Genomic DNA, 23161 nt, shown 5'->3' on the forward strand with positions numbered 1-23161 from the left:
ATAGATATTTTCATTTTTTACGGCTACTGTCAAGACAATAACTAACAGATTTTTAATAGCTTTTTAACGAATACTCAAAGGTAGCCTCAATCCGCAAGATTCTAACATTTTCTTATCCGTTAATATTTCCTGTGCATCACCCATTATAGCCAGCTTGCCATGTGTCAGCACCAGCACCCTGCTACACACATCAAGGGCTAGGTCTAAATCGTGCGTGGCGATTAGCTGTGCATGTGGCAACCCTTTCAAGAGAGCTATTAAAGTTTCTCTGGCGGCTGGGTCTAGGTAGGAGCTTGGCTCGTCCATTAGCAATAACTGAGGCTCCATAGCTATAATGGTTGCTAGTGCAGCAATGCGCTTTTCCCCGCCCGATAGTCGCATAGGTTGCTTTGCGGACAGGTGCGCAATGTTCAACGTTTCAAGGGTGCTGTTCACACGCTCGCTCACCTCGTGAGCATCTACCTTTCTATTCTGCAAGCCGAAAGCGACATCATCGTAGATAGTAGGCATAAATAGCTGGTCGTCTGGGTTCTGAAATAGCAAACCGAGCTTCTCACGTATAAGCGGCAAATTTTTATCCGATAATTCAATGTCGCCGACCCGCAGTTCACCGCTGCTCAGCCGAACTATGCCCACCATAGCAAGTAACAGCGTAGATTTACCCGCCCCGTTTGCACCAACTATCGCTACGTGCTCGCCCTCTGCGATATTAAAGCTCACCCCATCCAGCGCATAAACGCAGTCGGGATATATAACTGATAGGTTTTTCGCCACTATCATCTAGCAAAGCCCAAAAACAGATTGCCTACTAATAGTGAGATATTAGTAATACGCAATAATATTATAGCAAGGCATACTGGCACGATGTAGCGTATTTCCGATGGATTATCTATTGTCTTGTAACGGAATGTGCCGTCAAAAGCACGACACTTCATAGCGGCATAGACTCGCTCAGCACGTCCTAGACTGCGCAAGAGCAACTGTCCTAAGAAAGAGCCTATATCGCGTAAAGCTATACCCTTATTTTTAGCAGGGGAGCGCAGACGATATGCTGTGCTCGCCAGTGCCACCTCGTCAAGCAATACCAATACATAGCGATAAGTCATAAGCATAGCCATAGTAAATATTTGTGGCACTTTTAGGCGTGAAAGTTGCGTTGAGATAGCATAGATAGGTGTTGTAGCAATCAATAATACAACTGACGATACAGTAAGCAGGCTCTTTATGATAATTGATGAGCTTATGGTTAGCCCATAAATATCGCGATTGAATAATAATGTTGATAGTCCTGCAAATATGACAAACGGGACGGCTAAACGTGGCAACAATACCCTGAACGGCGTATCTGAAAGTGTTGCTATGACTATCGGATATGTAGCGAACGGGATAAGTCCGCTGATGTTATATCTATCAACCGATATTACGCTTACCACATAGACAAGCGTTGTAATGAGCTTGCTCATAGCAGACAGCCTATGTATGGGGCTATCTGCACGTGCAAGCTCGTCTAAATAACGGATTTCTCCCGCAACACTGTCTATGTGAGCCTGCATTACACCTTCTTGTGCCACCTAGCTAGCCGTGCTATAACCAGCCCTGCAGATGTTGCAAGCACAAGGGTAATAAGCCCGCCTACAATACCTGCAAACTTTGAGTCGTAGTCGGGCATAAAGGCACTCTTTGCTTGCACGTTCGCCACAAGGCTATGAACGGGACCAGCCACCTCAATGTCAGAGCCGCCCGTGCTCCTTTCTATTGCCCATTCAAGCCCATCGGGGTATTGACTAGCAACCAGCGATAGCCCGCCCGCCATTAAGACGGCTGCTACGGCAAGTGCAACAACTACGCCCCTAACGGGGATATTAACCTCTTTATTATCTAAACTGGCAAATATTAGCTCTGGACGGCTCCCGTATATAAATGAGAGCACTGCCGCTGTAGCAAGCCCTTCGCCTACACCTATGGCTAGGTGTATAGGTTGCATTAGTAGCACAAATGCGACTAATGGTAGCTCGGCAATGCGAGATGCGCTAGTTTCAAGCACTACGCCGAACGCCCCAAGCTGCAAACCAACCACAACGGCTATAAATGAGGCGATAGAGAGTCTGCGCACATTTACACTACGTGATACAAGTGGCTTGTATATTAGCGGATAGGCGATGAATGCGGGGATAACGCCCATATTGAATATGTTGCAGCCCAGTGCCAGCAAGCCACCATCTGCAAAAAATAAGCATTGAACAACTAAAATAGAGGCGATGGTGATTAGTGCGGCGTAAGGTCCCAGCAGTGCCGACAGGAGTAGCCCCCCTCCGATATGCCCGCTAGAGCCTGTGCCCGGTATAGTGAAATTCAACATCTGTCCTGCAAATACAAATGCGCCCATCACACCCATAAGGGGGATTAGCCTGTCAATATTTTTCGCTCTCTTCAGCTTGGAAGCGGAGTAGCCTATAGCACCAGCACCGACAACGGCTACAATGCCACCGACTTCAGCAGAAAGCAATGCGTCTGCCATATGCATGAGTTCACCTCTCTTACAATGTATTATAGTTATTGAGAGCTGATAAGTCAAGGCATAATTAGCATTGCATCCCCATAGCTGAAGAAACGATAGTGCTTATTAACGGCGTGTTTATAGGCACTCATACACAGCTTGTAGCTCACTAGTGCGGAAACCAGCACTATGAGGCTTGATTTAGGCAGATGAAAATTGGTGAGCATTCCGTCCACCACCTTAAACTTGTAACCCTGTTTGATAAATATATCAGTGCTACCCCTATCAGTCGCCTGAACTACGCCCCGTTCGTCAGTGGCAGATTCCAGTGCCCTAACGGACGTAGTGCCTACGGCTATTAGCTGCTTGCCGCTACGCTTTAACGCATTTATTTCGCTAGCTGTGTGCTCATCTATGCTGTAATATTCCCTGTGCATTGTGTGTTCTGAAAGTCTTTCAGTCTTGATTGGACGGAATGTGCCGATGCCAACGTGTAGCGTTATATGTTTTATGCTCACACCTCTGGCTGTTAGGGCGGCTATAATATCATCTGTGAAGTGTAGTCCTGCCGTAGGTGCCGCAACTGAGCCGTCCTGTGCAGCATATATGGTCTGGTAGCGCAGGCGGTCATCATCGGTAGCCGTGCGGCGGATGTAAGGTGGCAGGGGAATCGTCCCATACATTCTGATTAGTTCATTTATAGGTATCTGCGAGCGGATAAGCCAGCTGCCGTCTGGTTGTTGCTCTGTCAGTTCTATAATATTAGTAGCGCCTATCTTGATGTGGGTGCCTGTCGCAAAATGCCCGCGAACAAGGGCTAGCGCGCTGTAAATATCTCCATTATGGCTGGTTTCTAGCGCAAAAACTTCTGTTCGTCCCCCAGTTTGTTTATGGGCGGGCAACCTTGCGGGCAAAACGCGCGTATCGTTCACTACCAGAAAATAGCTGTCATCAAGCAGATTGACTATATCAGAAAATTGTTTATCTGCAAGAACACCGGCAGTCTTGTTTATGTGCAATAAGCGGGACGCACCGCGTGTGTCGGGTGGCGTCTGTGCAATCAGCTCATCGGGCAGCTCGTAATCGTAGCTGGTTAAAGCGTCTAAATCATATTCATAATCATTGCTCATAATAGCTTGACTTTTTAGCATATTCAGCGTAAATAATCTATTATGAAACGTATAATATTTGTGATTTTGGGGGTATGCCTTATGGCTGCGGTGACTGCTAATGCGGCGACTTTTGTCACGCTGAAAACTAACTATGGGAATATCGTATTGGAGTTATATCCCGATAAAGCTCCTATAACTGTTAAGAACTTCACTGACTACGTGAAAGCGGGCTATTATAGTGGAACGATTTTTCATCGTGTAATCCCTGGGTTTATGATACAGGGTGGCGGAATGACCGTTGATATGGTGGAAAAGTCTGGGCAAAAGCCGCCGATAAAGAACGAAGCTGCTAATGGGCTGAGGAATGCTATTGGCACGGTAGCTATGGCGCGCACGAATGTGCCAGACTCTGCTACCTCGCAGTTTTTTATAAACGTCAACAATAATTCATTTTTAGACTACCAAAACAACACTATGCAGGGTATAGGCTATGCAGTGTTCGGCAAGGTGATTGCTGGCATGGATGTGGTGAATAAAATTGCGCAAGTGCAAACAGGCAATAAGGGTATGCACCAAGACGTGCCGACAAAGACAGTTGAAATAATAGAGGCAACGCTGCAGTTCAATGCACCAGCTACTAAGCCAGCTACCCAAGATAAGCCCGCAGCGGATAAAAAAGTGTCGTCTAAGAAAGCAACTGACAAGAAAAAGAAGCAAGTCGCTAGTAAAGCTGGCAGAAAGGCAAAGAATAGGGGTTGACAGCTAAATATCTTTGATGTAGGGTGGAGGTATGAATACTCTCAATCTTATAAAAGAGTGGTTGCCTGTTGTCGCAAGTGCCGTCACGTTGATAGTTGCCATCGCTGGCGTGGGTTGGATAATATTTAGGGCTGGCACTATAAAAGAATGGGCGACCACTATGCTCAAGATAATTCCGCTACACGAAGGTCGTATTGATTATCTGGAAAAGGATGTTCATACTATTAAAATCAGTATCGGGCTAGTAAAGACGTTATCCGCTAATAGCCCTGTGGCACTTAACGAAACAGGCAAGGATATAATGGTTTTCTAAGGGCAGTCAGAGACCATTGGATATTTCTCTCCTCCCCATCGGAGCTTGAAAACACCTTTTAATCTCTAACTAACCCTTAAAACCAGTAATAAAAAATGGAATATCTTTTACCAAGGTGCAATCAGGCGATACGAAACCCGATAATCTAACAACTTTTTTCCGTGCAACCTCAGAACCAACAACAGAACCCAACGCTAGCATATTGGTGTTGTCATTAAATCAGTTGCAAATTGTCAGACCGCTATAGCTTTATTTCAACCAGATAGCGTATCCTTCCCCAAGCACATAATGATTATACACAGACACCACCAACGAGACAAACCCTAAAGGGTGCTTATGGGACAATAAGGGACGATTATTTAATAATTCCTCCATAGCCTATTGTAGACAGGAAGACACGCCCACTAGGCACGTTTTATTCGTAGTGCGTCCACATTCTAATTATCTTTATAACACCCTTGAAAGATGTGCCTCCATCACTAGGTAAAAGCTGGTATACTAGGCGATGTTGCCTATTGATACGTCTGGAATAGGTGCTATCCAATCCTTTGAGTTTTTCATAAGGCGGTGGATTTTGAAATGGGTTTTCTTTCAAGATATGCAACAATGAGACTACTTTAGGTTTCAAACCTGCTTGCTCTGACTTAGTAGCATCTTTAGCTGCTTGTTGCGTGAGCACAAGTTTATACATCAGCCCATATCTTTGATACGTCAACACATTCAGACAACGGGGTTGCGTTGCCCTCTTTTATAGAGTTCATCATATCTGGGATTGAATTTAGATAAGTCGTATCGTCAGAGGTTGCCAGCCTATACTTCTGAAAAGAAATGTAGTCCCCCACCTGCACCACAATAGCTTCAGGCAATAAATCAATTTCGCTCTTAATCATTTCACGTGCAGTCATAATGCCCTCCGTGATTTAATGTAGCAGACTCAAATGCTATTGTCAACGGCTGACTATATATCGCCCTTGGGAGTCTGTGAACTTGCCACCTCCATACCAGAGCATAATGCTGATGTAATTCATTATTGTCCATAGCTCCACAGGTTAGTTATCTCGCCAGTCTCCGTATCACGCACAAGCATTAGTTCTTGTGGATTTTCAGCGGGCGACCAGTCATTATCAACAGAAACTTGCCAATATATGGCTACTTTTGCTTCTGCCTTTGCTATGGCACTATCTACGAAGTCTTGCATTATATTGCCAGCACTAGCCTCAAAACTAATCATCATTGCTTCTATACCAGAACGAAGTTCACCTTTCGGCATAGCCCGCACTTTCGCCCAATCTTCCTTTGTATAAATAGTGGCTTTATTTTTGGTGACACCATTAACGAACAGCATTTTGCCACCGTTGGGACCTTCTATCTCGCCGCTCAACTTGCATTGCTTATTTACGGGAAATGCGCGTAGGTTAGCACCCGACAGTATAAAGCCTTCTTTGGTGTATGTATAAAGCAATTCAGGATGTTCTAATGAATTACTAAACAAGCCAAATGTATGGCTTTGCCCTGCCTGCGGAGCAAATAAATGCGCCATTGGAAATATATACCTGCCATTAGATAACAGGATGCTGACAAATAAAAAACCTCTACCATCTGGCATTATCCGCCAAACATGTATTTGGTCATCCAGCTTCATATAATCTCGTTGCCTGTCAAGCTCCCCCTTGTAGAGGGTAACATTAACAATACCATGTTTATCCTTACCCTGATTATCCGCCCAAAAGTAATCATAGTTTTCCGCACTTGCGACAGTAGAACTAAAAACTAAAACCAAAAATAAACTAAATATTTTCACTTGTTACCTCTGTCAAACTTACGTCCTAGAACTGCACCGATTGTGCCAATAACGGATATCAAAGCCCTTTTTCCTTACGTATATCCGATAATATTTTCCCGTTGTAAGAAAAACAGTTGAAACCGCTACCGATAATGCCTTTCCCATATTCCAATAATATTGTTGCCAGACCAGAAAGGGAGTGTTCTTTCCCCTTATACTTAACCTTGTTACGTTCAACGCTCACAACCTTACATTTAATATCAGGTTTGCGCGTACAGGTCAGCTCGTCGCCCTCTTTAAGACCCAGCATTTTGAACGTAGTCTTAGGTCTTTTTTTGCTGTCAGTAGCTTGTTTACGTTCTTTTTGCTCCTCGTCATTGCTATCAGCAGGGGTTGACAGGTTTTCGGCTTTTTTGCTAAAGACTTGTTCCAATGCCTTTTTTACTAGAGGCTCATAAAGTTCACGGTTGTTTTTGGTTTTTTGTTTGTCCAGCTCGTCTAGTGTCCAGTTTGTAAGTTTTTCGGGCTTTTCAAGTTCCTTTTCTATAAATGAACGTATAGTGGCAACCTGCTTTTCTTGTTCAGCAAGTTTACGTATCTTGTCTATATCAAAACTATCTTTGCATAACAGCCGTATATGCTCAATATGTTCAGCACTCACATTACCAGTTATATCAAACTGATAGTATGGTTCGACGTCAAGCACATTCGTAGTTTTTGTATCCATATAGAGCCTATATTTTTTGCCGTTTGTAAGTATGGCTACAGTTTTCTTCCCTTTGCCACACAAGCCGTTATAGTATTTGGACAGTTGAGTCTCAAATTCTTCGTTATCAAGATTTTTCCCGAACGCCTTACATTCAACAAGAATGCTTTCACGCCCATCCATAGACACAGTGTAATCGGCTCTCATATCCTTCTTCTTGCCATAGCTTGCGTTAGCTTCACGATGAATATCTTTTACCTCATCGTAACCCAACATTTTCAAAAATGGCTCAATTAGAACCGCTTTTGTCTGTCCCTCGTTTTTATCTATAGTAACCACAATGCTCTGGTCGTCAAGCCTTGGGTTAATCTCCTCCACCACGAAACGTTTCAGCCTTTCCCTTATGTCTTGCACAGCAATCCTCCATAAAAAATCATTTAAGATTACATTTTTTCCGATATTATATCTTTAGAGTTTAGTTGTCAAGGAAAATTTAATGTTAAAAGACTAATTTTATAAAAAATTATATTTATAATGCATTGTTATTAGGTAGCAAGTGAATATATTATTTTAGTATGAGTATAAAGAAAGTCTTTGGTAGGAACTTAAAGAATTACCGCAAGCAGAGCAAGCTATCGCAAGAGGAACTAGCAGAACGGATAGACGTAACGCCGCAACATTTAAGTCATATAGAGTGCGGACACGTTTTTATGTCTGCCGAGTTGTTGGAGAAAATCACCCGCACGTTGGGGGTGTCAGCCTCTGCAATGTTTTACAGCACTATGGAGAAATCAGCTGATACCAATATATTGAGTGTAGTTGACCAGATTATAGAGCGGGAGCTTGCCAACGCCGCAAACATTATCAAACTGCAAATACGCCAGAAACAAGCGAGAACGTGAGAGCTAACCCCTTTTGAGGTTAGAACAATTATTTAGTTAGCGTAATCTAGTTCTGCCTTTAATGCTCTTTGTAGCGTTTGTGATACATTTACCCCGTTCTTTTCAGCTGCAATCTTCAACCAAGCAGGTATAGAGGCGTTTATACGCACAGATTTTCTATTAAGTTCCTGTAAATATATGGGTTCAACCTCTACCAACATTGCGAATTCGCTTTTTTTTAGTTTCAAGTCTGAAACGGGGGTGGCTTTTGGTGCAGGGTAGTATTCAAGGTGTGATGCCATATAGCCGCCTAAGGCTTCTTTTGCCATTTCATAAGCGTGTTCGGCATTGTCGCCATAGCTGATACAGCCCTGCAAATCAGGGAACGACACGGACACCGCCCCATTGTCAGGTTCAAATATTGCTGGATATATCAAACTTTCCATATACTACCCCCTATTTAAGTCCCGCTTGTTTTAGCAGCTTATTAAGCGTGCTATCAGCTCTTTGCCGTTCATATTGGTATTATACACACTATTTTGTGTAAAAACAAGGATTTATTTCTATGTCCCTTATCCAAAACAAGCGAGAACGTGAGAACTAAACCCTTTTGAGGCTAAAACAACGTTTTCAGAAACTTCCAAACTAGCCATAGCGTGAGTAATGGTATTATAAGTGCCGTTAGGACGAACGACACCACTGCATTTACAAACTGGGCAGAGATATACTCAACCCCGCGTTTAGATATATCTAATAAAAACCTAGCCTTTCCAGTAATGCCGTCATATTGTTCAAGCTCCGACTGGGCAGTCTCATATTCAGCTACCATAATGTTATTATGCACCGCTTGGGATACCGCCACCGATACAGGCACACCCACTGCTGCAAACACCCCCACTAGAACAAGCGATGCGGCAATTTTTGCGAACCGTCTGCTAGCCGTCCACACCGCTATGGTGAGAGCCAAAAGTGCAACGGGGATAATAAACTTGAATGCCAGCTTGCCCCCAAAGAGCAACAGAATCTTTTCCAAGCTGAGCGCAACTGATGCCGCTAGAAAGAGCCGTGCAAATGTGGCAAACACGTCACTGATAGTTGATGCGGCAGTTGCAAGTGCACCGAATAGTCCAGCTACAGCAAGCCTAGCTGTCAGAAAGTCTTGCAAACCCTGATAAGAATCTGCGCCAGATAAAAACGGTGCTAGGACAAAAAATGAAACGAGTGCAAGCACCACGCATACGCCTACAACTAGTAGCTTATGCACCGTTAATAGCTTATCAAATATATCAGATTTAACTTCATCCATATATGCTGCGCCTCCGTCTGCTACCTTTGTGTTCAAATGGCGGCGGGTCTGTGACCTCAACCACCCTGCCGTGTTCTAAAACTGCCATTCTATCCGCATAAGATGCCACCTCTGGAGAATGTGTTACCACTACAAGGGTGCTGCCGGTGCTATGCAAATGCTTGAATATATCCATCACTAAATCTTCATTAGTTTCGTCTAGGTTGCCAGTCGGCTCGTCTGCCAGTATCAGTTTCGGGTAGTTTATAAGTGCCCGTGCAATGCACACACGTTGCTGTTCGCCGCCTGATAGCTGACTCGGCAGGTGGTGCACCCGCGCACCTAGCCCTACGCGCTCAAGGGCGGCAAAAGCCTCAGCCTCGCCGACCATACTGTGATAATACTGCGCTAGCATAACGTTTTCAAGTGCAGTTAGATATGATACTAAATGAAACTGCTGAAATATAAGCCCTATCTTATCACGGCGCACCGCCGTTAGGTCAGCCTCACTGCCCTTTGAGGTGTCTTGTCCGTCTAGTATGACAGAACCACTGGTAGGTTTAGCCATACAGCCTATAATGTTCATCATAGTAGTTTTGCCTGAGCCTGATGGTCCCATTATGGCAAGCCACTGTCCCGCCTTGACCTCTAAATTAACGTTATAGAGTGCCTGAACATCGCTACCATATAGCACTGAAACACCTTTTAATTCCAACATATTCATATTATTCCCCTTTCAACACTATAGCAGGTTCTATCTTTATTGCTATGCGGGCGGGCAAAAGCGAAGCTATAATAGCTATAAGCATTGATGATAACAATGTTGCTAGTATTAGCAAGGGATATGTGCCTATTGCCCGTCCGAAGATACTCATAGCTACGGCATAAGCAAAGACTTGCCCTAGAATACTACCCAGCAAACCACCCGCTAGCCCTAATAATGCACTCTCCCCTAAAAACTCCATCATTACGTTTATATTTTTTGCCCCGAGTGCCTTTTTAAGTCCAATCTCATTTTTGCGCTCCATAACAATCGCCATCATCGTAGTCGCCACACATATCATAGTAAGTGCTAACACTATAATGGTGACTAGATAGACAAGTGCTTGCAGTTTGTCAAGGACAACCGTTTCAGACTGGGCAACACGTTTCACCAGCTGCGGGGTAATATTTGGTGCGGCTTGCATGAGCTGTGTGCTGATTTTTTCCAGCTCGTCAGACTGGGCAACAATGCTTAACTCCACAATATCAGCCGTCCAGTTGTCCCCAAGCATAGCATATACGAATCCGTCCTCAACGCCGCCAGTCTTCACGATGCCCACTACCCCAACGCTGCGTCCAAGCTCAGGCAAGTCAACTATATCAACTATATTTAGCAACATATATTCTGCCACATCACTACCTAGCACTATTTCGTTTGCCGCTCTAGGCAGTCTGCCTGTGAACTGCCAATATGGATTAGTCTGTTGCACCTGCGAAAAATCAGTCTGAACAAGGGTAATCGGCAAGCTGTTCATACTAACAGAACTATATTTGTAGGGCGTTATTCCAACAATGCTTAGCGGTGGCAGTTTAGCGAGTGCTGCATCAAGTTCAGCTTCGCTAATGTTTTCTATCACCATATTGGCACCGTAGGAGCGAAACTCACGCCCTAGCTGGCGTGGCATATCGTAATAGATAGCTACCATTCCATAAAGAACGGTTGCTCCCACTGATATTGCCAGCAGTGCCACAAGCATTCGCCCGAAACGCCGCATTAAGGAGCTGATGAGCATTGAAAATACGAACTTGAACTGCCTGCCGCGCTTAGTACGTCCAGCACATGCGGAGTGCCTAGCATGGCTATGATGTGCATGGTGATGATTATGGTGAGTATGCCTGCGTTTAGCGTCCATGCAACACCTCTGCGGGGTGCAGTTTTAGAATCATCTTGCTTGCTGGCAGTGAGCCGAAAAGCGTTACAACTAATGTCATCGCCACAACCAGCGGAATAACTACTAGCTTTGGTTCAGTCCACATACCAAACACCGACTGCCCCACAATTTGCGCAAATATTAGCCCCAGTCCGTAGCCGACCAGTCCGCCAGCAAATGTAGCCGACAGCACCTCAACAAATACCGCCATAGATACCTGAAAATCATTCGCTCCAAGTGCCTTCAATAGTGCCAGCTCTGTGCTACGCTCCAGTACATTAGCAGTAACAAGGTTTGATATACCAAGCACGGAGCATAAGAGGCTTAAAATAGTTAGCAATAGCATTAAAAGTTGTATTTTTGATAATATTGCCCCCTCAGATTGCGATACTTGCATCACCTGTTTAACCCTAGCTTGCGGCAACACCTCCTCTAGCTGATATGCTATAGCACTGATATACGCTGTGCAATACCACGTGTCCCACTCTGTAGTCGTCAGACTGCGCGGGTCGGTTGCTGCCCTGCGAGAAAGCTCGTTTTCAGGGGTCGTTAACGCACTCACCGATATATAGCTAATACGTCCAACGTTGTTTGTTAATTTGCCGACAATCTCTATCGGAGCGAAAGCCTTGTCTGAATCGCTATCGCCAGAATCTATTATCCCTACAATAAGCAAGTCGCCGAGTTGAGCACCTATATTTAAGTCTAGTTTATTTGCTAGACGCTTGCCTAGTGCAACTTCACTGTTATTGTCATCAGGCAACCGCCCAGATACGCTCCACCAAGATTTAAGCCCTACAATACCAGCATCTACGCTATCACCAGTGGGCAAATCTATATGACGGGCAAACCATGTGCCTATTAGTGGCACGTCTTCACTACCAATAGTTATATTAGTGTCTAAAAATGGGGCAAAATCTACTATATTGTGCGCCCAGAATATCTCTTTTACCCTAAAAACATCATCATAAGGCAGATATTGATTAGCCTTTGTGTCGCCAGCATTGTAAAGGTCTGCTAATATTGAAGAAGTTTTAGGCATAACGGTCAGGTTTGCCCCATAAGCCTTTAACTCTTGATTGATTTTGTCGCCCATATCAAACATCACATTCAACATAGCAGTAGCAAGCGACACCCCAAGTGCCATAGTCAGGGCGAGCATTGCAAGGGAACGGTTCCTGCGCATAAGTGCCGCAAATAATGCCCTAAAAAACATAATTACGAAAACCTATATTCATGTTCAATAAGCATATCAACATCTATGACTAGCTTACCATCTGCTATGGTGAACTTAAAAGGAACTGGATTGCACCCACCCGCAAGTCCTATGGTGGAGATATTCATAACAACATCACACATCTTGCAGATTATTTGCCCGCTCCGCTCGTAATAGCCAGCTATCCCGCACACTTCGCAAGCATCAAGCCCTACGCCATAGCCAGATTTAGGCTTTTTAATCACGATAAAGTGCACCTGAACGCCATTTGCAGTAGTATAGCTGTATCTGTGCAGGTGCATATCCTCAAGCTCTTCCAGCGGTATGATAAGCTGCCCATCTATAGCCTCAATAGCCACAGGGGGCGATATCATAACCTCTTTATTGTTTAGGTAGGAACAACCTACCACAAAGAAACCGCCTATTAAAAGGAACACACAGGACGTTCTGCACCAGCGAGCAGCAAGCGCACTTGCGGCTACCTTTTTACGCACTTCTGCAGGGTTAGCACCATTAAAGACGCGTCCGCGCATGCCATGCAGTGCAATGAGCGATGCTACTACCCCCAATGCAACAATTGCTATGAAAAATAATCCCTCTATACTGCTAAAAAGCATTGCCATAGCCATTATAAAGCCATCCATAGACAAGAAGCCCTGTCCCAGTAAGATATAGACGAGCGATAAAAGTTGCTTGAACATTAATATAACAAGTGCTGACAAAAAGACGACAAGCACCGCCCTGTCAGACAAGTTCACAGATGCCCTGTAGAGCGAATAGGCTGCCCACCTGATAACAACAAGGGCTATTATATAGCCCAATATGCGTAGCATATATGCACTGCTAAATACGCTGTCTAGGTCAGAGGCAAACTCCACAGGGAACATAAATATATCGGGCAGATAATATGCCGCAAGGAACAGGAAAAAGATGTGCACAGCCCCGTGTCTTATACCTCTGCTTGATAAAAGTCCCGTAGCAATAGCAAGTTCTGATAATATTAGCGGAATCATAACTGCTAAATCGTAATATTCGCGGACGAGCGAAAAACGGGTGAATGTGTGCAATATGGCAAATAGCAGTGCTAGTTTAATACCAAACAGAGTTACACGTCTTGTCGCTATTTTCATAAACAGTCCATGCTTGTTCGCAGAATGATGGTGATGCCTACTAGTAGCAAATAAATCCCGATGCCCCGCCTCCGAATGAATAACAGCAAGAAACAGTGCCACCAGCAGTAGCGGGGGCATCAGGGTATTAGTCACATTTATCAGAGACAATAACATCTGACTATTTTACCACTTGCGTGGCACAAAATGAAGTGTCCAGCTAGCCTCAATAGGTTTAGTCCAGTATCTGCCAGTCACACCAGTAGTTCTATCCACGTGCAACAGATAGCCTTGCTTTTCTGGACTTTCAATAGCGATTGTCACCTTGTAGCGTCCAGCCCCGTCTAGCTTGATATTCGCTCCATAGTGCGGACCATCGCTAGCATTCATCGGCATAAACGTGCCGCTTAGCTTGAATGGACTGCCATTCTTTGTAATGGTGTAGCGGACTGTTAGACCCGGAACGAAGTCGCCTGCGCCATAGCCTAGATTATTGTTCGCACGCGCACTAATATCCGCCTCAAGGTGCATATCAGACTGCGCCGCTGGTAGGCTCTTGCCCACAGGCAACATATCTACAGGTTGAAAATAAACAGCCGAGATGTGCAGGGGACCATTGTCATACTCCTCACCTAGTGGGAACTCTTGAAATCCTTTCGGCGCAGCACTAGGACTAGGTGCTTTTTGCGCGCTAGCATTCATAGGTGCTATCACCATAACAGCTACTACAAACAATCCGCTTAAAAATCGCAACATAAATCAAAACCTCCTAAAAAACATTTATTATAATATGCGCATATTATTCTATTATAGCCTTGTTTGCTTTATTTTTATAATAAAGGTATGAGAAAATAGCCAGCAAGACTAAAACTGCCTGCGGAACTAACGTCTCCATAGTGGGATAAATGCCGAGCAGGTCTATTGTTCTAACATAGCTTACCGGTGTCATGCTCACCACATTAGCCCCTTGCAACTCCTTGATGCCACCACCAGTGAAAACAATGCACATTACATACATTAAAATGCTAGTGCCTATAAAGAATGGCTTAAGTGGCAGACGCAAAGAGCCGTATCGGATAACTAAAAAGACCACCACAAGTAAAACTAATCCCACAAATAAACCTAAAAAGACCATTTTTGACTGCCCACCAGAGTCCGCAAATAGTGCTTGATAGAACAGTATCGTCTCTGCGCCCTCACGGAACACCGCTAAAAACGCTGCCCCTGCAAGCGCAAGCCCGCTACCCGTGCTAACAGAGCCTTGAACCTTGCCCTGAATATACCCTTTCCAAGCCTCTGTTTCAGACTTTGACACCATCCAGTTGCTGACAAAGAATAGCACTACAACGGCAAGCAGCATAGCCACCCCTTCTAGTAGCTCTTTAGATGCGCCACTCGTTGCAAGCGCAGTGTTTATAATATACGCCATAGCAACACTTGCCAATATCGCCACTACAGAGCTGATATACACAGTTTTTACCTTACTTTTGTAGCCTGCACGCACTAAATACGCTATAATAGCCGCTATTACTAGTATCGCCTCTATCCCCTCACGCATAACGATTAAAAGCGATGTCATAAATGTGCCAAATGCACTCACTTCTCTGCCATCTAGCCTGCCCGCATCCTCTTGCAGATACTTGATAAGGGTGTTTATCTCTGTCCGCACAACGCTATCAGCTTTAGCGGCACTAATGGCACTCTTGATAGTCGTGAACTGATACTCTACAACAGAGGCACGCTTGCCCGATATATACGACATCACAGCGCGCTCAAAGCCCAACACCTCGTAATAGTCAAAGTAGGCACTATTGACAGCTGCCATAGCCCCGTCAATATCCCTTGCTTTGTAGGCTTCGCCAGCGGATTCAAGCACAACCGCAATATCGTCAACTATCTCACCCCAACTTTCATATTCCTTCGCTACTACATTCAGTGGCAAGGCAACTAATAATAAGAGCAACATTAAAAATCGGCGCATAAATACCCCTAAATAATATTCTTTAATAATAAAGTTAGTCTAGTATAACTTTTTATTCCCAAACAATCTAATACGATATTTCAAGGTTGTCAAGGGAAAATATTAGCTTGATATAACTTTTTTAAGAGACAAGGAGACGTAGGCAAAACGAAGTAAAAGCAAATTTATCCCTACTGCCCGTGGCAGTTTTTGTATTTCTTGCCACTACCGCACGGGCATGGGTCGTTCCTGCCTACCTTAGGCATAGCTCTGCGAACAGGCGTCTTGACTTGCGGCTCCCCGTTGCCATTTTCAGAAAATACGTTCTTGCGCTCTTCACGTGTTGCGCTCTGAACACGTTTAACGGGCAAACTTTCCCCATGTTCACGCACATGGACGTGCATGAGTAGCCCCAACACCTCACGCTCTATACAGCTATACATATCAGAAAATATCGCAAACGATTCCCGTTGATACTCAATTAACGGGTCTTTCTGTCCATAGCCGCGCAAACCCACACTGTCACGCAGATAGTCCATGTGCAACAGGTGCTCCTTCCAGCGGGAATCTATCACGGTAATCAACACATAGCGCGAAACGTCTTTGTAATGCTCAGCCAGCTCCGATTTCCTTATGGCAAATTTTCTGTCAAATAGCGTTAAAACTGCTTCTTTGTATGTTTCTGCCTTGTCAACTCTAGCATTTTGCAGGTCAGCCTTTTCATCAAATATAGTTTGAAGTTCGTTGTTAAAGTTATCATCATCTTTAGCAGCTGCTATATGCACACCATACAGCGACTCGGCGAAACCCTCAGCAAATTCTCTAAATATATTGTCTGTAGCCTCGCCTGACAATATCTCACGGCGTAGCCCGTATATAATAACACGCTGCTGGTTTGCTACATTGTCGTATTTCAGCAGATGTTTGCGGACTTCAAAGTGCATCGCCTCAACTTTCTTTTGTGCACCCTCAATAGCCCTAGATATAAGATTATGCTCTATAGGCTCGCCGTCGTCCATACCTAGCTTTCCGAGCATCCCCTTAATGCGCTCGGCACCGAAAATCCTCATCAAGTCATCTTCAAGACTCAAATAAAATCTGCTCTCACCGGGGTCGCCTTGCCTGCCAGAACGTCCACGCAACTGGTTGTCAATACGGCGCGATTCGTGTCGCTCTGTGCCTAATATATACAATCCGCCACGCTCCAATACCCCTTCGCCCAACTTTATATCTGTGCCACGCCCAGCCATATTTGTCGCAATCGTCACAGCTTGCTGTTGCCCCGCTTTCTCAACGATAAGTGCCTCACGTTCGTGATTCTTAGCATTCAGAACCTCATGCGGTATCTTTAACTTTGTAAGACGCTTGCTCAACAACTCTGATTTTTCAACAGACACCGTGCCAACTAGCACAGGTTGTCCTTTCTCATAAAGCCTCTTTACATCTTTTGCAATAGCGACATATTTCTCTTCTGCCGTGCGATAGATTAGGTCAGGTGCATCTATGCGAATCATCTGTCTATGTGTGGGGATAGGCACTACGTCTAGCCCATATATCTCGCGGAACTCCTGCGCCTCAGTGAGCGCAGTGCCTGTCATACCTGCGAGTTTTTTATACATTCTGAAATAGTTTTGGAACGTAATAGAGGCTAGCGTTTGATTTTCGTTCTGAATACGCACATTTTCTTTAGCCTCTAGTGCCTGATGAAGCCCGTCCGAAAAGCGTCTACCCGTCATAGGGCGACCAGTGAACTCATCTACTATTATAACTTGCCCGTCTTTCAGCATATAGTCAACGTCTAGCTTAAATATCGCGTGCGCCCTAAGAGCATTGTTCACAAAGTGCAAAGTGTCAACATTCGCCACGTCAAAGATATTGCCGACCTTTAATGCAGCCTCTACGTAGTTTATACCCTCATCATTCAGTGCTGCTGAACGCGCCTTTTCATCAATGGTGTAGTGTCTATCAATTTTTAAGTTTTTGACAACGTTATTGATAGTATAGTATTTGTCAACGGCGTCTTCCATTGCACCGCTTATTATTAGCGGGGTGCGCGCTTCATCTATCAAGATACTATCCACTTCATCAACAATAGCATAGTGCAGGGCGCGCTGTACGTAAGTTTCCGCCTCAAACTTCATATTGTCGCGCAGGTAATCAAAACCAAACTCATTATTTGTGCCGTAGGTAATATCGCATTCGTAAGATTCCTTGCGTGGGCAGTCAACAGTAGCAATCTTTCCTGCAGATTCATCTTCCCAGATTAGCTTTTTAGATGCGTTATTCTGAATTATACCCACATTCAAACCAAGTTTCATATATATTGCACCCATCCAGACAGCATCACGCTTAGCTAGATAGTCATTCACGGTAACAAGGTGCGCCCCTTTCTCCTCTAGTGCATTCAGATATAGCGCAAGTGTCGCCACAAGCGTTTTGCCCTCACCTGTCCTCATCTCAGAGATTTGCCCCTTGTGGAGCACATAACCACCCAGCAGTTGCACATCAAAGTGACGCATACCAAGCACGCGTTGCGAAGTTTCACGCACAACGGCAAAAGCTTCAGGCAGTATGTCGTCAAGCGTTTCCCCCGCACCTAGTCGCTGTCTAAAGCGAGCAGTGGAGGCGTAGAGTTCTGTGTCTGTCATAGCAGATATGGAGCTTTCCAGCAAATTGATTTGTTCAACGATAGGGGATAGCTTCTTTAGATACCTGTCATACCAAGAGCCAAAAATTTTCCCGAATATATCAGCAAATATCATACAGAGAAGATACCAGCCAAACTATGTTTTGTCAACATCAGTTTTTCTTGAAAAAGTATTTGACATCTTATAGATAATTGTGTATCATCCACTTTGCAAATTTAATATCTATATAGGAGATTGCAAATGTCAGACAAATGTATCAGTAACACACACACACACACACACACAGCAAGAACTGTGCCAGCTTCTTTGATGTTCTAAAAGAGTTTCGTCATAAGATATATAGGCTCAGCCCAGTTTATAGGCTGCTTGAACGTAAGGTATTGCCTAGTGTTGCGTATATGAGACCAGAAATATGTAATATAAGCGAACGTCTTTACGTGTTAGAGCAGATGTTTATTAAGATGGGCGGAGATAGAGATTTTCTAAACGATGTTGTGCTGTTAGGCACTAAATTTCAATTTTACGATGTGCTTACGTCAAGGGCTGTAGAGTTTATAATAAGTGAGTTTAATAGAGGTGTGGGCGCAAATAGCAACGTGGCTGGCATGGAGTTTAACGATGGCGACTGCATCATAGACATAGGCGGCAACATCGGCACAGTGTCTATGTATTTAGCTAAAAAGCACCCAAATATCAAAATATACGCTTATGAGCCAACAAAGCGCAACTATGAAAACTTTCTGAAAAATATCAAGCTCAACAATATCCCTGACGGCATCATCACGCTATTCAATAAAGCTGTCACAAAGGACAGCAGAGATGTGCATATATCAACAATGCTACAGAATAGTGGCGGGTCTAATATTTTTACACCTAAGTCAACATCAGATACTTCTGGTGGCGATGTGCCGTCCACAACGCTTGATAAAATCTTTGAAGAGAACAATATAAACAAATGTGCCCTGCTAAAGATAGATTGCGAGGGTGCAGAGTATGAGATACTCTATAACACAAAAGAACAGCACTTGCGCAAATGTGCTTGCATATTAGGCGAGCTACATGGTCAGCATGGAGACGTAGAGGCACTAGAAAAATACGTTAGTCAATATATCTCCAAATCATATTGGGATAAGCACCCGTAGATACTGTGTGTGCTAGCTTTCTGCACTTGTGGATAACAGGAGTGCCTCCATGTTGAAAAGCCGCACATTCACGCCAGTAAAGCCATAATCTTGTCTCACCCTAGTTGCAATTTCGCAGGCTAGTAGCTGGAACTGGTTGGCATATTCAGGCGTGGACACCTCTTCAATGGTGTTTATATGGCGTTCTAAACCAAATAGTTTTTGCACATATTCATTTGCCTGTGGGGAACGTGCAGAGTGCGTGTCAGGGTAGCCCATAGCAAGTTTAGCCAATTTGCCCGCATGCCCCGCAAGCCCTATGCTCTTATAACCCTTTTCGCGCATATAAGTCAGACTCTCCCCAGCAAAATTGCTCATCTGCACTATAAACGTCTTATTTAATTTATCAGAAAGCACTTTCTTTAGTGCGTTTTCGCCGATATGCCCGGGCACAAGCCATACATATTCTGCACCCTCAGCACACACCACGTCTATCTCACGTTTAATAGAATCTATTAACGCCCGTTCGCTCTTATACTCCACAAAACCCGTTGTGCCCAGTATTGATATGCCCCCTACTATGCCAAGTCGCTCATTAAAGGTTTTTTTTGCAATTTCAGCTCCATTTTCTGCACTTATCACTACCTTTAATCCGCCAGTAGGGTAAAATTTCCTAACATTATATTCTATCATTTTTCTAGGTGCGGGGTTGATTGCCGCCTGTCCTACAGGCACTGATAAGCCACGTTTTGTGACCCTGCCGACTCCATCGCCACCCTCTATTATAAACTTTTCATCCTCTAACTTGCTGATGTTAGCATATATAAACACTCCGTCAGTGGCATCAACATCCCCGCCAGCGTCTTTGAGTGCCCCTATCTTGCCTGAACGCACTATTATGGGTATTTCCAGCACTTCACCTGCGGGCAGTTCTACACTCACCACATCAGGCGTTTCGCCTGTGAGCATATCTAACACCGTTGCAACAGTTGCTGCCGTAGCCGTTGTGCCTGTAGTCCAGCCAGTGCGTCTCTCGGTTAGGTTTTTATTTGAGTTCAATGATTTTATTGGCATAGAACGTATCCGCTCTGCGGTTTGCTGTGTATAGGATACTGTCGCCAGCGTTGCAGAAGTCATAAAAGCGGCTTGCTACGACCGCACGGCTATGAGCATCAAAGCCCGCAAACGGCTCATCAAATACGCATACGTGTTTTGCCGCTAGCATTGCAAACATAAACATAATGCGTCTCTCCCCGTCGCTGAGTGCAAATGGCGATACATTCCCACGTCCCTGCCAGCCGAGCATATCCAGCACCTCACTTGCTCTATTTATTCCCGTCCAATCGGCAATCTCTTCAGTAATCGTATTGTGGAACGCCATCTGCTCTGGAAATTGCAGACAGAAGCCGCGCTCACCACGAGGCACAAACCATTCGTGGGAAGACTTATATCCCCGAATGCCTATCCCTGCAATACCCTTTACGAACAACGTCTTGCCACTACCGTTCCTGCCATAAATGCAGACAAGTTCGCCATTTCCTACTGATAGGGCAATAGGGGCAAGCGACACCAAAGCTAACTCTGTAATGCACCGCCTTTGTCTAGCAGGCAGAATTGGATTGGTTTGCGGAGTGTCCCCTAGTGTTATTATTTCATCTGCCATTTTGTCAAAGTGTTTGTCATGCGTAGCGATAATCACGGGCTTATTTTTAGATACTTCATATATGTAGCTTGCCAACAGCTCACTTTCAACATCATCTACCATATCTAGTGGCTCATCAAGCAACAGCACACTAGTATTAGGTAGCTGCATAGCAATTCTCACAGCTAGCTTTTTCTGCTCACCGCCCGATAGTTCGTTAATGCCTCGCCCGACATACTCGGCAAAGGGTGTCTTATCGGCACCAACTAGGTCTAATTCGTCTTTCACACTATTGGTTATGAAGTTAAACTCTGGTTGTGAATTGATAAAGCAGGATGGGAGCTTCTCCCCAGCGGCATCTAGTAAGGCAAGCTTTCCAGTTTTTGGTTGATAAATGTTCGCAAGTGCTTTCAATAATAGTGTTTTACCAGAACCGATTACCCCCTTAACAAGCAGTATCCGTCCAAAGCTTGCATTGATATTTGGCAGGCTAGTAATCTGTCCATCTGAAAAAGAAAACGATGCGTCCTCTACACTTAGGGTAATGCCTGCCATAATTACTTCAAGTATAGTTCTTGCAGATAATGTTCGGTCGTGGCAGGGTCTATGGACGTAATCTTATCGGGTATGTCAGATAGTTTCACACAATATTTCTTGTGTCCGTCAACATAAGCATAAACCATCTTTGCTACCCAGTCAACGGCTTTTAGCTCAGAGTTTTCAGGATATACATCGTTAGTGAGCCACGTGCCAAGCCCAAATACACGCCGAATCTCATCCTTACGATAGTTTTGCATGTGAACAATCCGCTCTACGCTACCTATGCGGTTTGAATGGTTAATGGTCTTGCTAGTCGGGTCTATACGCAACTTTTTATAGTGCTCTATTATCATATCTACATACTTATCAGTATCAGGTGCAGAATCTTCCCGCACGCCATCCCATAGCTTGCTATGCAGCAAATCAAAATATTTTAAGAAATGTTTTGTCGTATAGGTATCGGTCAGGTAGATGCCTAGCGCGCCATTATAAACCTCCACCCACTGTTTCATAACTAGCTCATTTGCTATTGCAGGGTTGAACTTAGCTGCCATAAACATTATCAGCTCATGGGCAATCGTCCCCATAGGTGTCAAACTATATTCACGCGAGAACATCGCATTAGACGTGCCAAGCAATACATCGGGAGCGTGTTTTATCATCAGCTCTAACACACGCCTATGCATCTGTTTAGAATATCTGCGACGAGTGCCAAACTCCGCAACCTTTGCTCCGCAGTCCGATAGCCTTTTTAGCTTATCTATGGTGCGCTCGTCAGCGACCTTATCAGATATACGCTTAGCGTCCATATCTGTCATTATATTGTAAAGCTCTGACATCGTAGCGAGCAGATATATTTCAAAGAATATTACTTGCCCCCACTCCCCCTCATAAGATACCGATATATCCTCATAAGTGCCGTGACCTATGACGTTAATCTTGACCAGCTCAGGCGTGAACCTATACGTCTTTAAGTATGAGTTGATGTAAAAATAATCAAGCCAATACATTGATTTCTCAATGTAGCTAATCGCCTCATCGGTGAAACGCAAATCAGCCCAGCTGTCCACCTGCTCTTGAAGAGCCCTGCCAAAACCTAACGGGAACTTCCAATCGCCTCTGCTAAAGAACTGCCAACCCACAATCTCCCGCAAATAACCCTTTTTGAATAGGAAATTTCCCATAGACCATTTATAAACGTCACAGTCTGTGGGGTCAGTGATTATAGGCGGTATATTATTCATAGGTTTATATGAAATCAGCTTCCTTAAAGAATATGCGGATTTCAGCATCGGCTGTCTCAGGTGCATCTGAGCCATGAACAGCGTTGTAGCTAATATCTGTGCCATATAGCTGGCGCAACGTGCCTTTGTCCGCCTTTGCAGGGTCGGTAGCACCTATAAGCTCACGCCAAGCAACAATCGCATTCTTACCCTCAAGGGCAAGCACGATACAAGGTCCCGCTGTGATTATGTTTATAAGCTCACCAAAGAAAGGGCGACTTTTATGAACAGCATAGAAGTGCTCAGCCAAGCTACGTGCCATAGTAAGCTTCCTCATACCAAGAATCTTTAAGCCTGCCTGCTCAATACGGCTAATGATACTTCCAGAATTGCCAGCTTTAACAGCGTCTGGTTTTATAATAGCAAAGGTCTTCTCCATACCAATACCTCCAA

25 protein-coding genes and 1 pseudogene are annotated in these 23161 nt (G+C 44.4%); 4 read left to right on the plus strand and 22 right to left on the minus strand.

All coding sequences use genetic code 11. The features are described 5' to 3' along the window. Nucleotides 1-63 precede the first annotated feature (63 nt). Genes AC1MDJ_RS01835 through queA form a run of 4 tightly spaced genes read right to left on the minus strand, consistent with a single transcriptional unit; the run spans nt 64 to nt 3627 of the window. On the minus strand, nt 64-780 hold the full coding sequence (locus AC1MDJ_RS01835; protein ID WP_479689251.1) for an energy-coupling factor ABC transporter ATP-binding protein: 717 nt from the start codon (nt 778-780) through the stop codon (nt 64-66). Then, a complete protein-coding gene (locus AC1MDJ_RS01840) occupies nt 777-1553 on the minus strand; it encodes an energy-coupling factor transporter transmembrane component T family protein (protein ID WP_479689252.1) in 777 nt (258 codons plus the stop codon). The genes AC1MDJ_RS01835 and AC1MDJ_RS01840 overlap by 4 nt, the downstream gene beginning before the upstream one ends. Beyond that, nucleotides 1553-2524 (minus strand): energy-coupling factor ABC transporter permease, encoded by a 972-nt coding sequence (locus tag AC1MDJ_RS01845; protein ID WP_479689253.1) that lies wholly within the window; start codon nt 2522-2524, stop codon nt 1553-1555. The genes AC1MDJ_RS01840 and AC1MDJ_RS01845 overlap by 1 nt, the downstream gene beginning before the upstream one ends. A gap of 47 nt (nt 2525-2571) precedes the next feature. After that, nucleotides 2572-3627: a tRNA preQ1(34) S-adenosylmethionine ribosyltransferase-isomerase QueA gene (gene queA / locus AC1MDJ_RS01850; RefSeq protein WP_479689254.1), complete on the minus strand. Its 1056-nt coding sequence runs from the start codon at nt 3625-3627 to the stop codon at nt 2572-2574. A 39-nt stretch (nt 3628-3666) separates the two neighbouring features. Between queA and AC1MDJ_RS01855 the strand changes: the two are divergent. Both AC1MDJ_RS01855 and AC1MDJ_RS01860 read left to right on the plus strand, forming a co-directional pair. Continuing rightward, nucleotides 3667-4230 (plus strand): annotated as a pseudogene (locus AC1MDJ_RS01855) (peptidylprolyl isomerase); the annotation flags it as partial. Between the two features lie 169 nt (nt 4231-4399). Further along, nucleotides 4400-4681, plus strand: coding sequence for a hypothetical protein (locus AC1MDJ_RS01860; protein ID WP_479689255.1), 282 nt, complete (start codon nt 4400-4402; stop codon nt 4679-4681). A gap of 69 nt (nt 4682-4750) precedes the next feature. On the opposite strand, the gene AC1MDJ_RS01865 is transcribed toward AC1MDJ_RS01860, so the two are convergent. The 5 genes from AC1MDJ_RS01865 to AC1MDJ_RS01885 all read right to left on the minus strand — a co-directional run bounded on the left by AC1MDJ_RS01865 (nt 4751) and on the right by AC1MDJ_RS01885 (nt 7584). Continuing rightward, on the minus strand, nt 4751-4882 hold the full coding sequence (locus AC1MDJ_RS01865; protein ID WP_479689256.1) for a hypothetical protein: 132 nt from the start codon (nt 4880-4882) through the stop codon (nt 4751-4753). 214 nt (nt 4883-5096) lie between these two features. Beyond that, on the minus strand, nt 5097-5375 hold the full coding sequence (locus AC1MDJ_RS01870; RefSeq protein WP_479689288.1) for a Txe/YoeB family addiction module toxin: 279 nt from the start codon (nt 5373-5375) through the stop codon (nt 5097-5099). Beyond that, entirely contained in the window at nt 5365-5586 is a 222-nt protein-coding gene (locus tag AC1MDJ_RS01875) for a hypothetical protein (protein ID WP_479689257.1), read from the minus strand. The genes AC1MDJ_RS01870 and AC1MDJ_RS01875 overlap by 11 nt, the downstream gene beginning before the upstream one ends. A gap of 122 nt (nt 5587-5708) precedes the next feature. Continuing rightward, nucleotides 5709-6461, minus strand: coding sequence for a hypothetical protein (locus AC1MDJ_RS01880; RefSeq protein ID WP_479689258.1), 753 nt, complete (start codon nt 6459-6461; stop codon nt 5709-5711). A gap of 79 nt (nt 6462-6540) precedes the next feature. After that, on the minus strand, nt 6541-7584 hold the full coding sequence (locus AC1MDJ_RS01885) for a hypothetical protein (protein WP_479689259.1): 1044 nt from the start codon (nt 7582-7584) through the stop codon (nt 6541-6543). 161 nt (nt 7585-7745) lie between these two features. Here AC1MDJ_RS01885 and AC1MDJ_RS01890 point away from each other — a divergent pair, with 161 nt between their 5' ends. Then, nucleotides 7746-8072, plus strand: coding sequence for a helix-turn-helix domain-containing protein (locus AC1MDJ_RS01890; RefSeq protein WP_479689260.1), 327 nt, complete (start codon nt 7746-7748; stop codon nt 8070-8072). A 32-nt stretch (nt 8073-8104) separates the two neighbouring features. Here AC1MDJ_RS01890 and AC1MDJ_RS01895 read toward each other — a convergent pair whose 3' ends face one another. From AC1MDJ_RS01895 to secA, 9 genes are all read right to left on the minus strand, one after another. Further along, entirely contained in the window at nt 8105-8497 is a 393-nt protein-coding gene (locus tag AC1MDJ_RS01895) for a type II toxin-antitoxin system HicB family antitoxin (RefSeq protein ID WP_479689261.1), read from the minus strand. A gap of 170 nt (nt 8498-8667) precedes the next feature. Further along, on the minus strand, nt 8668-9357 hold the full coding sequence (locus AC1MDJ_RS01900; RefSeq protein ID WP_479689262.1) for a hypothetical protein: 690 nt from the start codon (nt 9355-9357) through the stop codon (nt 8668-8670). Then, nucleotides 9350-10060, minus strand: a complete 711-nt coding sequence (locus AC1MDJ_RS01905; RefSeq protein ID WP_479689263.1) for an ABC transporter ATP-binding protein — start codon at nt 10058-10060, stop codon at nt 9350-9352. Before AC1MDJ_RS01905 ends, AC1MDJ_RS01900 begins: the two co-directional genes overlap by 8 nt. A 1-nt stretch (nt 10061) precedes the next feature. Beyond that, nucleotides 10062-11231: an ABC transporter permease gene (locus tag AC1MDJ_RS01910; protein ID WP_479689264.1), complete on the minus strand. Its 1170-nt coding sequence runs from the start codon at nt 11229-11231 to the stop codon at nt 10062-10064. Further along, nucleotides 11221-12465, minus strand: a complete 1245-nt coding sequence (locus tag AC1MDJ_RS01915; protein WP_479689265.1) for an ABC transporter permease — start codon at nt 12463-12465, stop codon at nt 11221-11223. Before AC1MDJ_RS01915 ends, AC1MDJ_RS01910 begins: the two co-directional genes overlap by 11 nt. A gap of 2 nt (nt 12466-12467) precedes the next feature. Then, nucleotides 12468-13751, minus strand: coding sequence for a Fe-S-containing protein (locus AC1MDJ_RS01920; RefSeq protein WP_479689266.1), 1284 nt, complete (start codon nt 13749-13751; stop codon nt 12468-12470). Between the two features lie 9 nt (nt 13752-13760). Then, entirely contained in the window at nt 13761-14330 is a 570-nt protein-coding gene (locus AC1MDJ_RS01925; protein WP_479689267.1) for an iron transporter, read from the minus strand. A 43-nt stretch (nt 14331-14373) separates the two neighbouring features. Continuing rightward, nucleotides 14374-15555: an FTR1 family iron permease gene (locus AC1MDJ_RS01930; protein WP_479689268.1), complete on the minus strand. Its 1182-nt coding sequence runs from the start codon at nt 15553-15555 to the stop codon at nt 14374-14376. A 170-nt stretch (nt 15556-15725) separates the two neighbouring features. Then, nucleotides 15726-18293 (minus strand): preprotein translocase subunit SecA, encoded by a 2568-nt coding sequence (gene secA / locus AC1MDJ_RS01935; protein WP_479689289.1) that lies wholly within the window; start codon nt 18291-18293, stop codon nt 15726-15728. Between the two features lie 287 nt (nt 18294-18580). Here secA and AC1MDJ_RS01940 point away from each other — a divergent pair, with 287 nt between their 5' ends. Then, a complete protein-coding gene (locus AC1MDJ_RS01940; protein WP_479689269.1) occupies nt 18581-19324 on the plus strand; it encodes an FkbM family methyltransferase in 744 nt (247 codons plus the stop codon). A gap of 12 nt (nt 19325-19336) precedes the next feature. Here the strand turns inward: AC1MDJ_RS01940 and cbiD are convergent, their stop codons facing one another. The 4 genes from cbiD to ndk are packed head-to-tail and all read right to left on the minus strand — an operon-like array spanning nt 19337 to nt 23147. Beyond that, on the minus strand, nt 19337-20377 hold the full coding sequence (gene cbiD, locus AC1MDJ_RS01945; RefSeq protein WP_479689270.1) for a cobalt-precorrin-5B (C(1))-methyltransferase CbiD: 1041 nt from the start codon (nt 20375-20377) through the stop codon (nt 19337-19339). Next, entirely contained in the window at nt 20349-21500 is a 1152-nt protein-coding gene (locus tag AC1MDJ_RS01950; protein WP_479689271.1) for an ATP-binding cassette domain-containing protein, read from the minus strand. Before AC1MDJ_RS01950 ends, cbiD begins: the two co-directional genes overlap by 29 nt. A gap of 2 nt (nt 21501-21502) precedes the next feature. Beyond that, complete coding sequence (pncB, locus tag AC1MDJ_RS01955; RefSeq protein ID WP_479689272.1) at nt 21503-22834, minus strand: nicotinate phosphoribosyltransferase; 1332 nt, start codon at nt 22832-22834, stop codon at nt 21503-21505. Continuing rightward, the gene (gene ndk / locus AC1MDJ_RS01960; protein WP_479689273.1) at nt 22734-23147 is read right to left on the minus strand and encodes a nucleoside-diphosphate kinase; all 414 of its coding nucleotides are present in this window, start codon (nt 23145-23147) and stop codon (nt 22734-22736) included. The genes pncB and ndk overlap by 101 nt, the downstream gene beginning before the upstream one ends. Nucleotides 23148-23161: the final 14 nt, after the last annotated feature.

The organism is Candidatus Termitispirillum reticulitermitis (genome assembly GCF_054655775.1).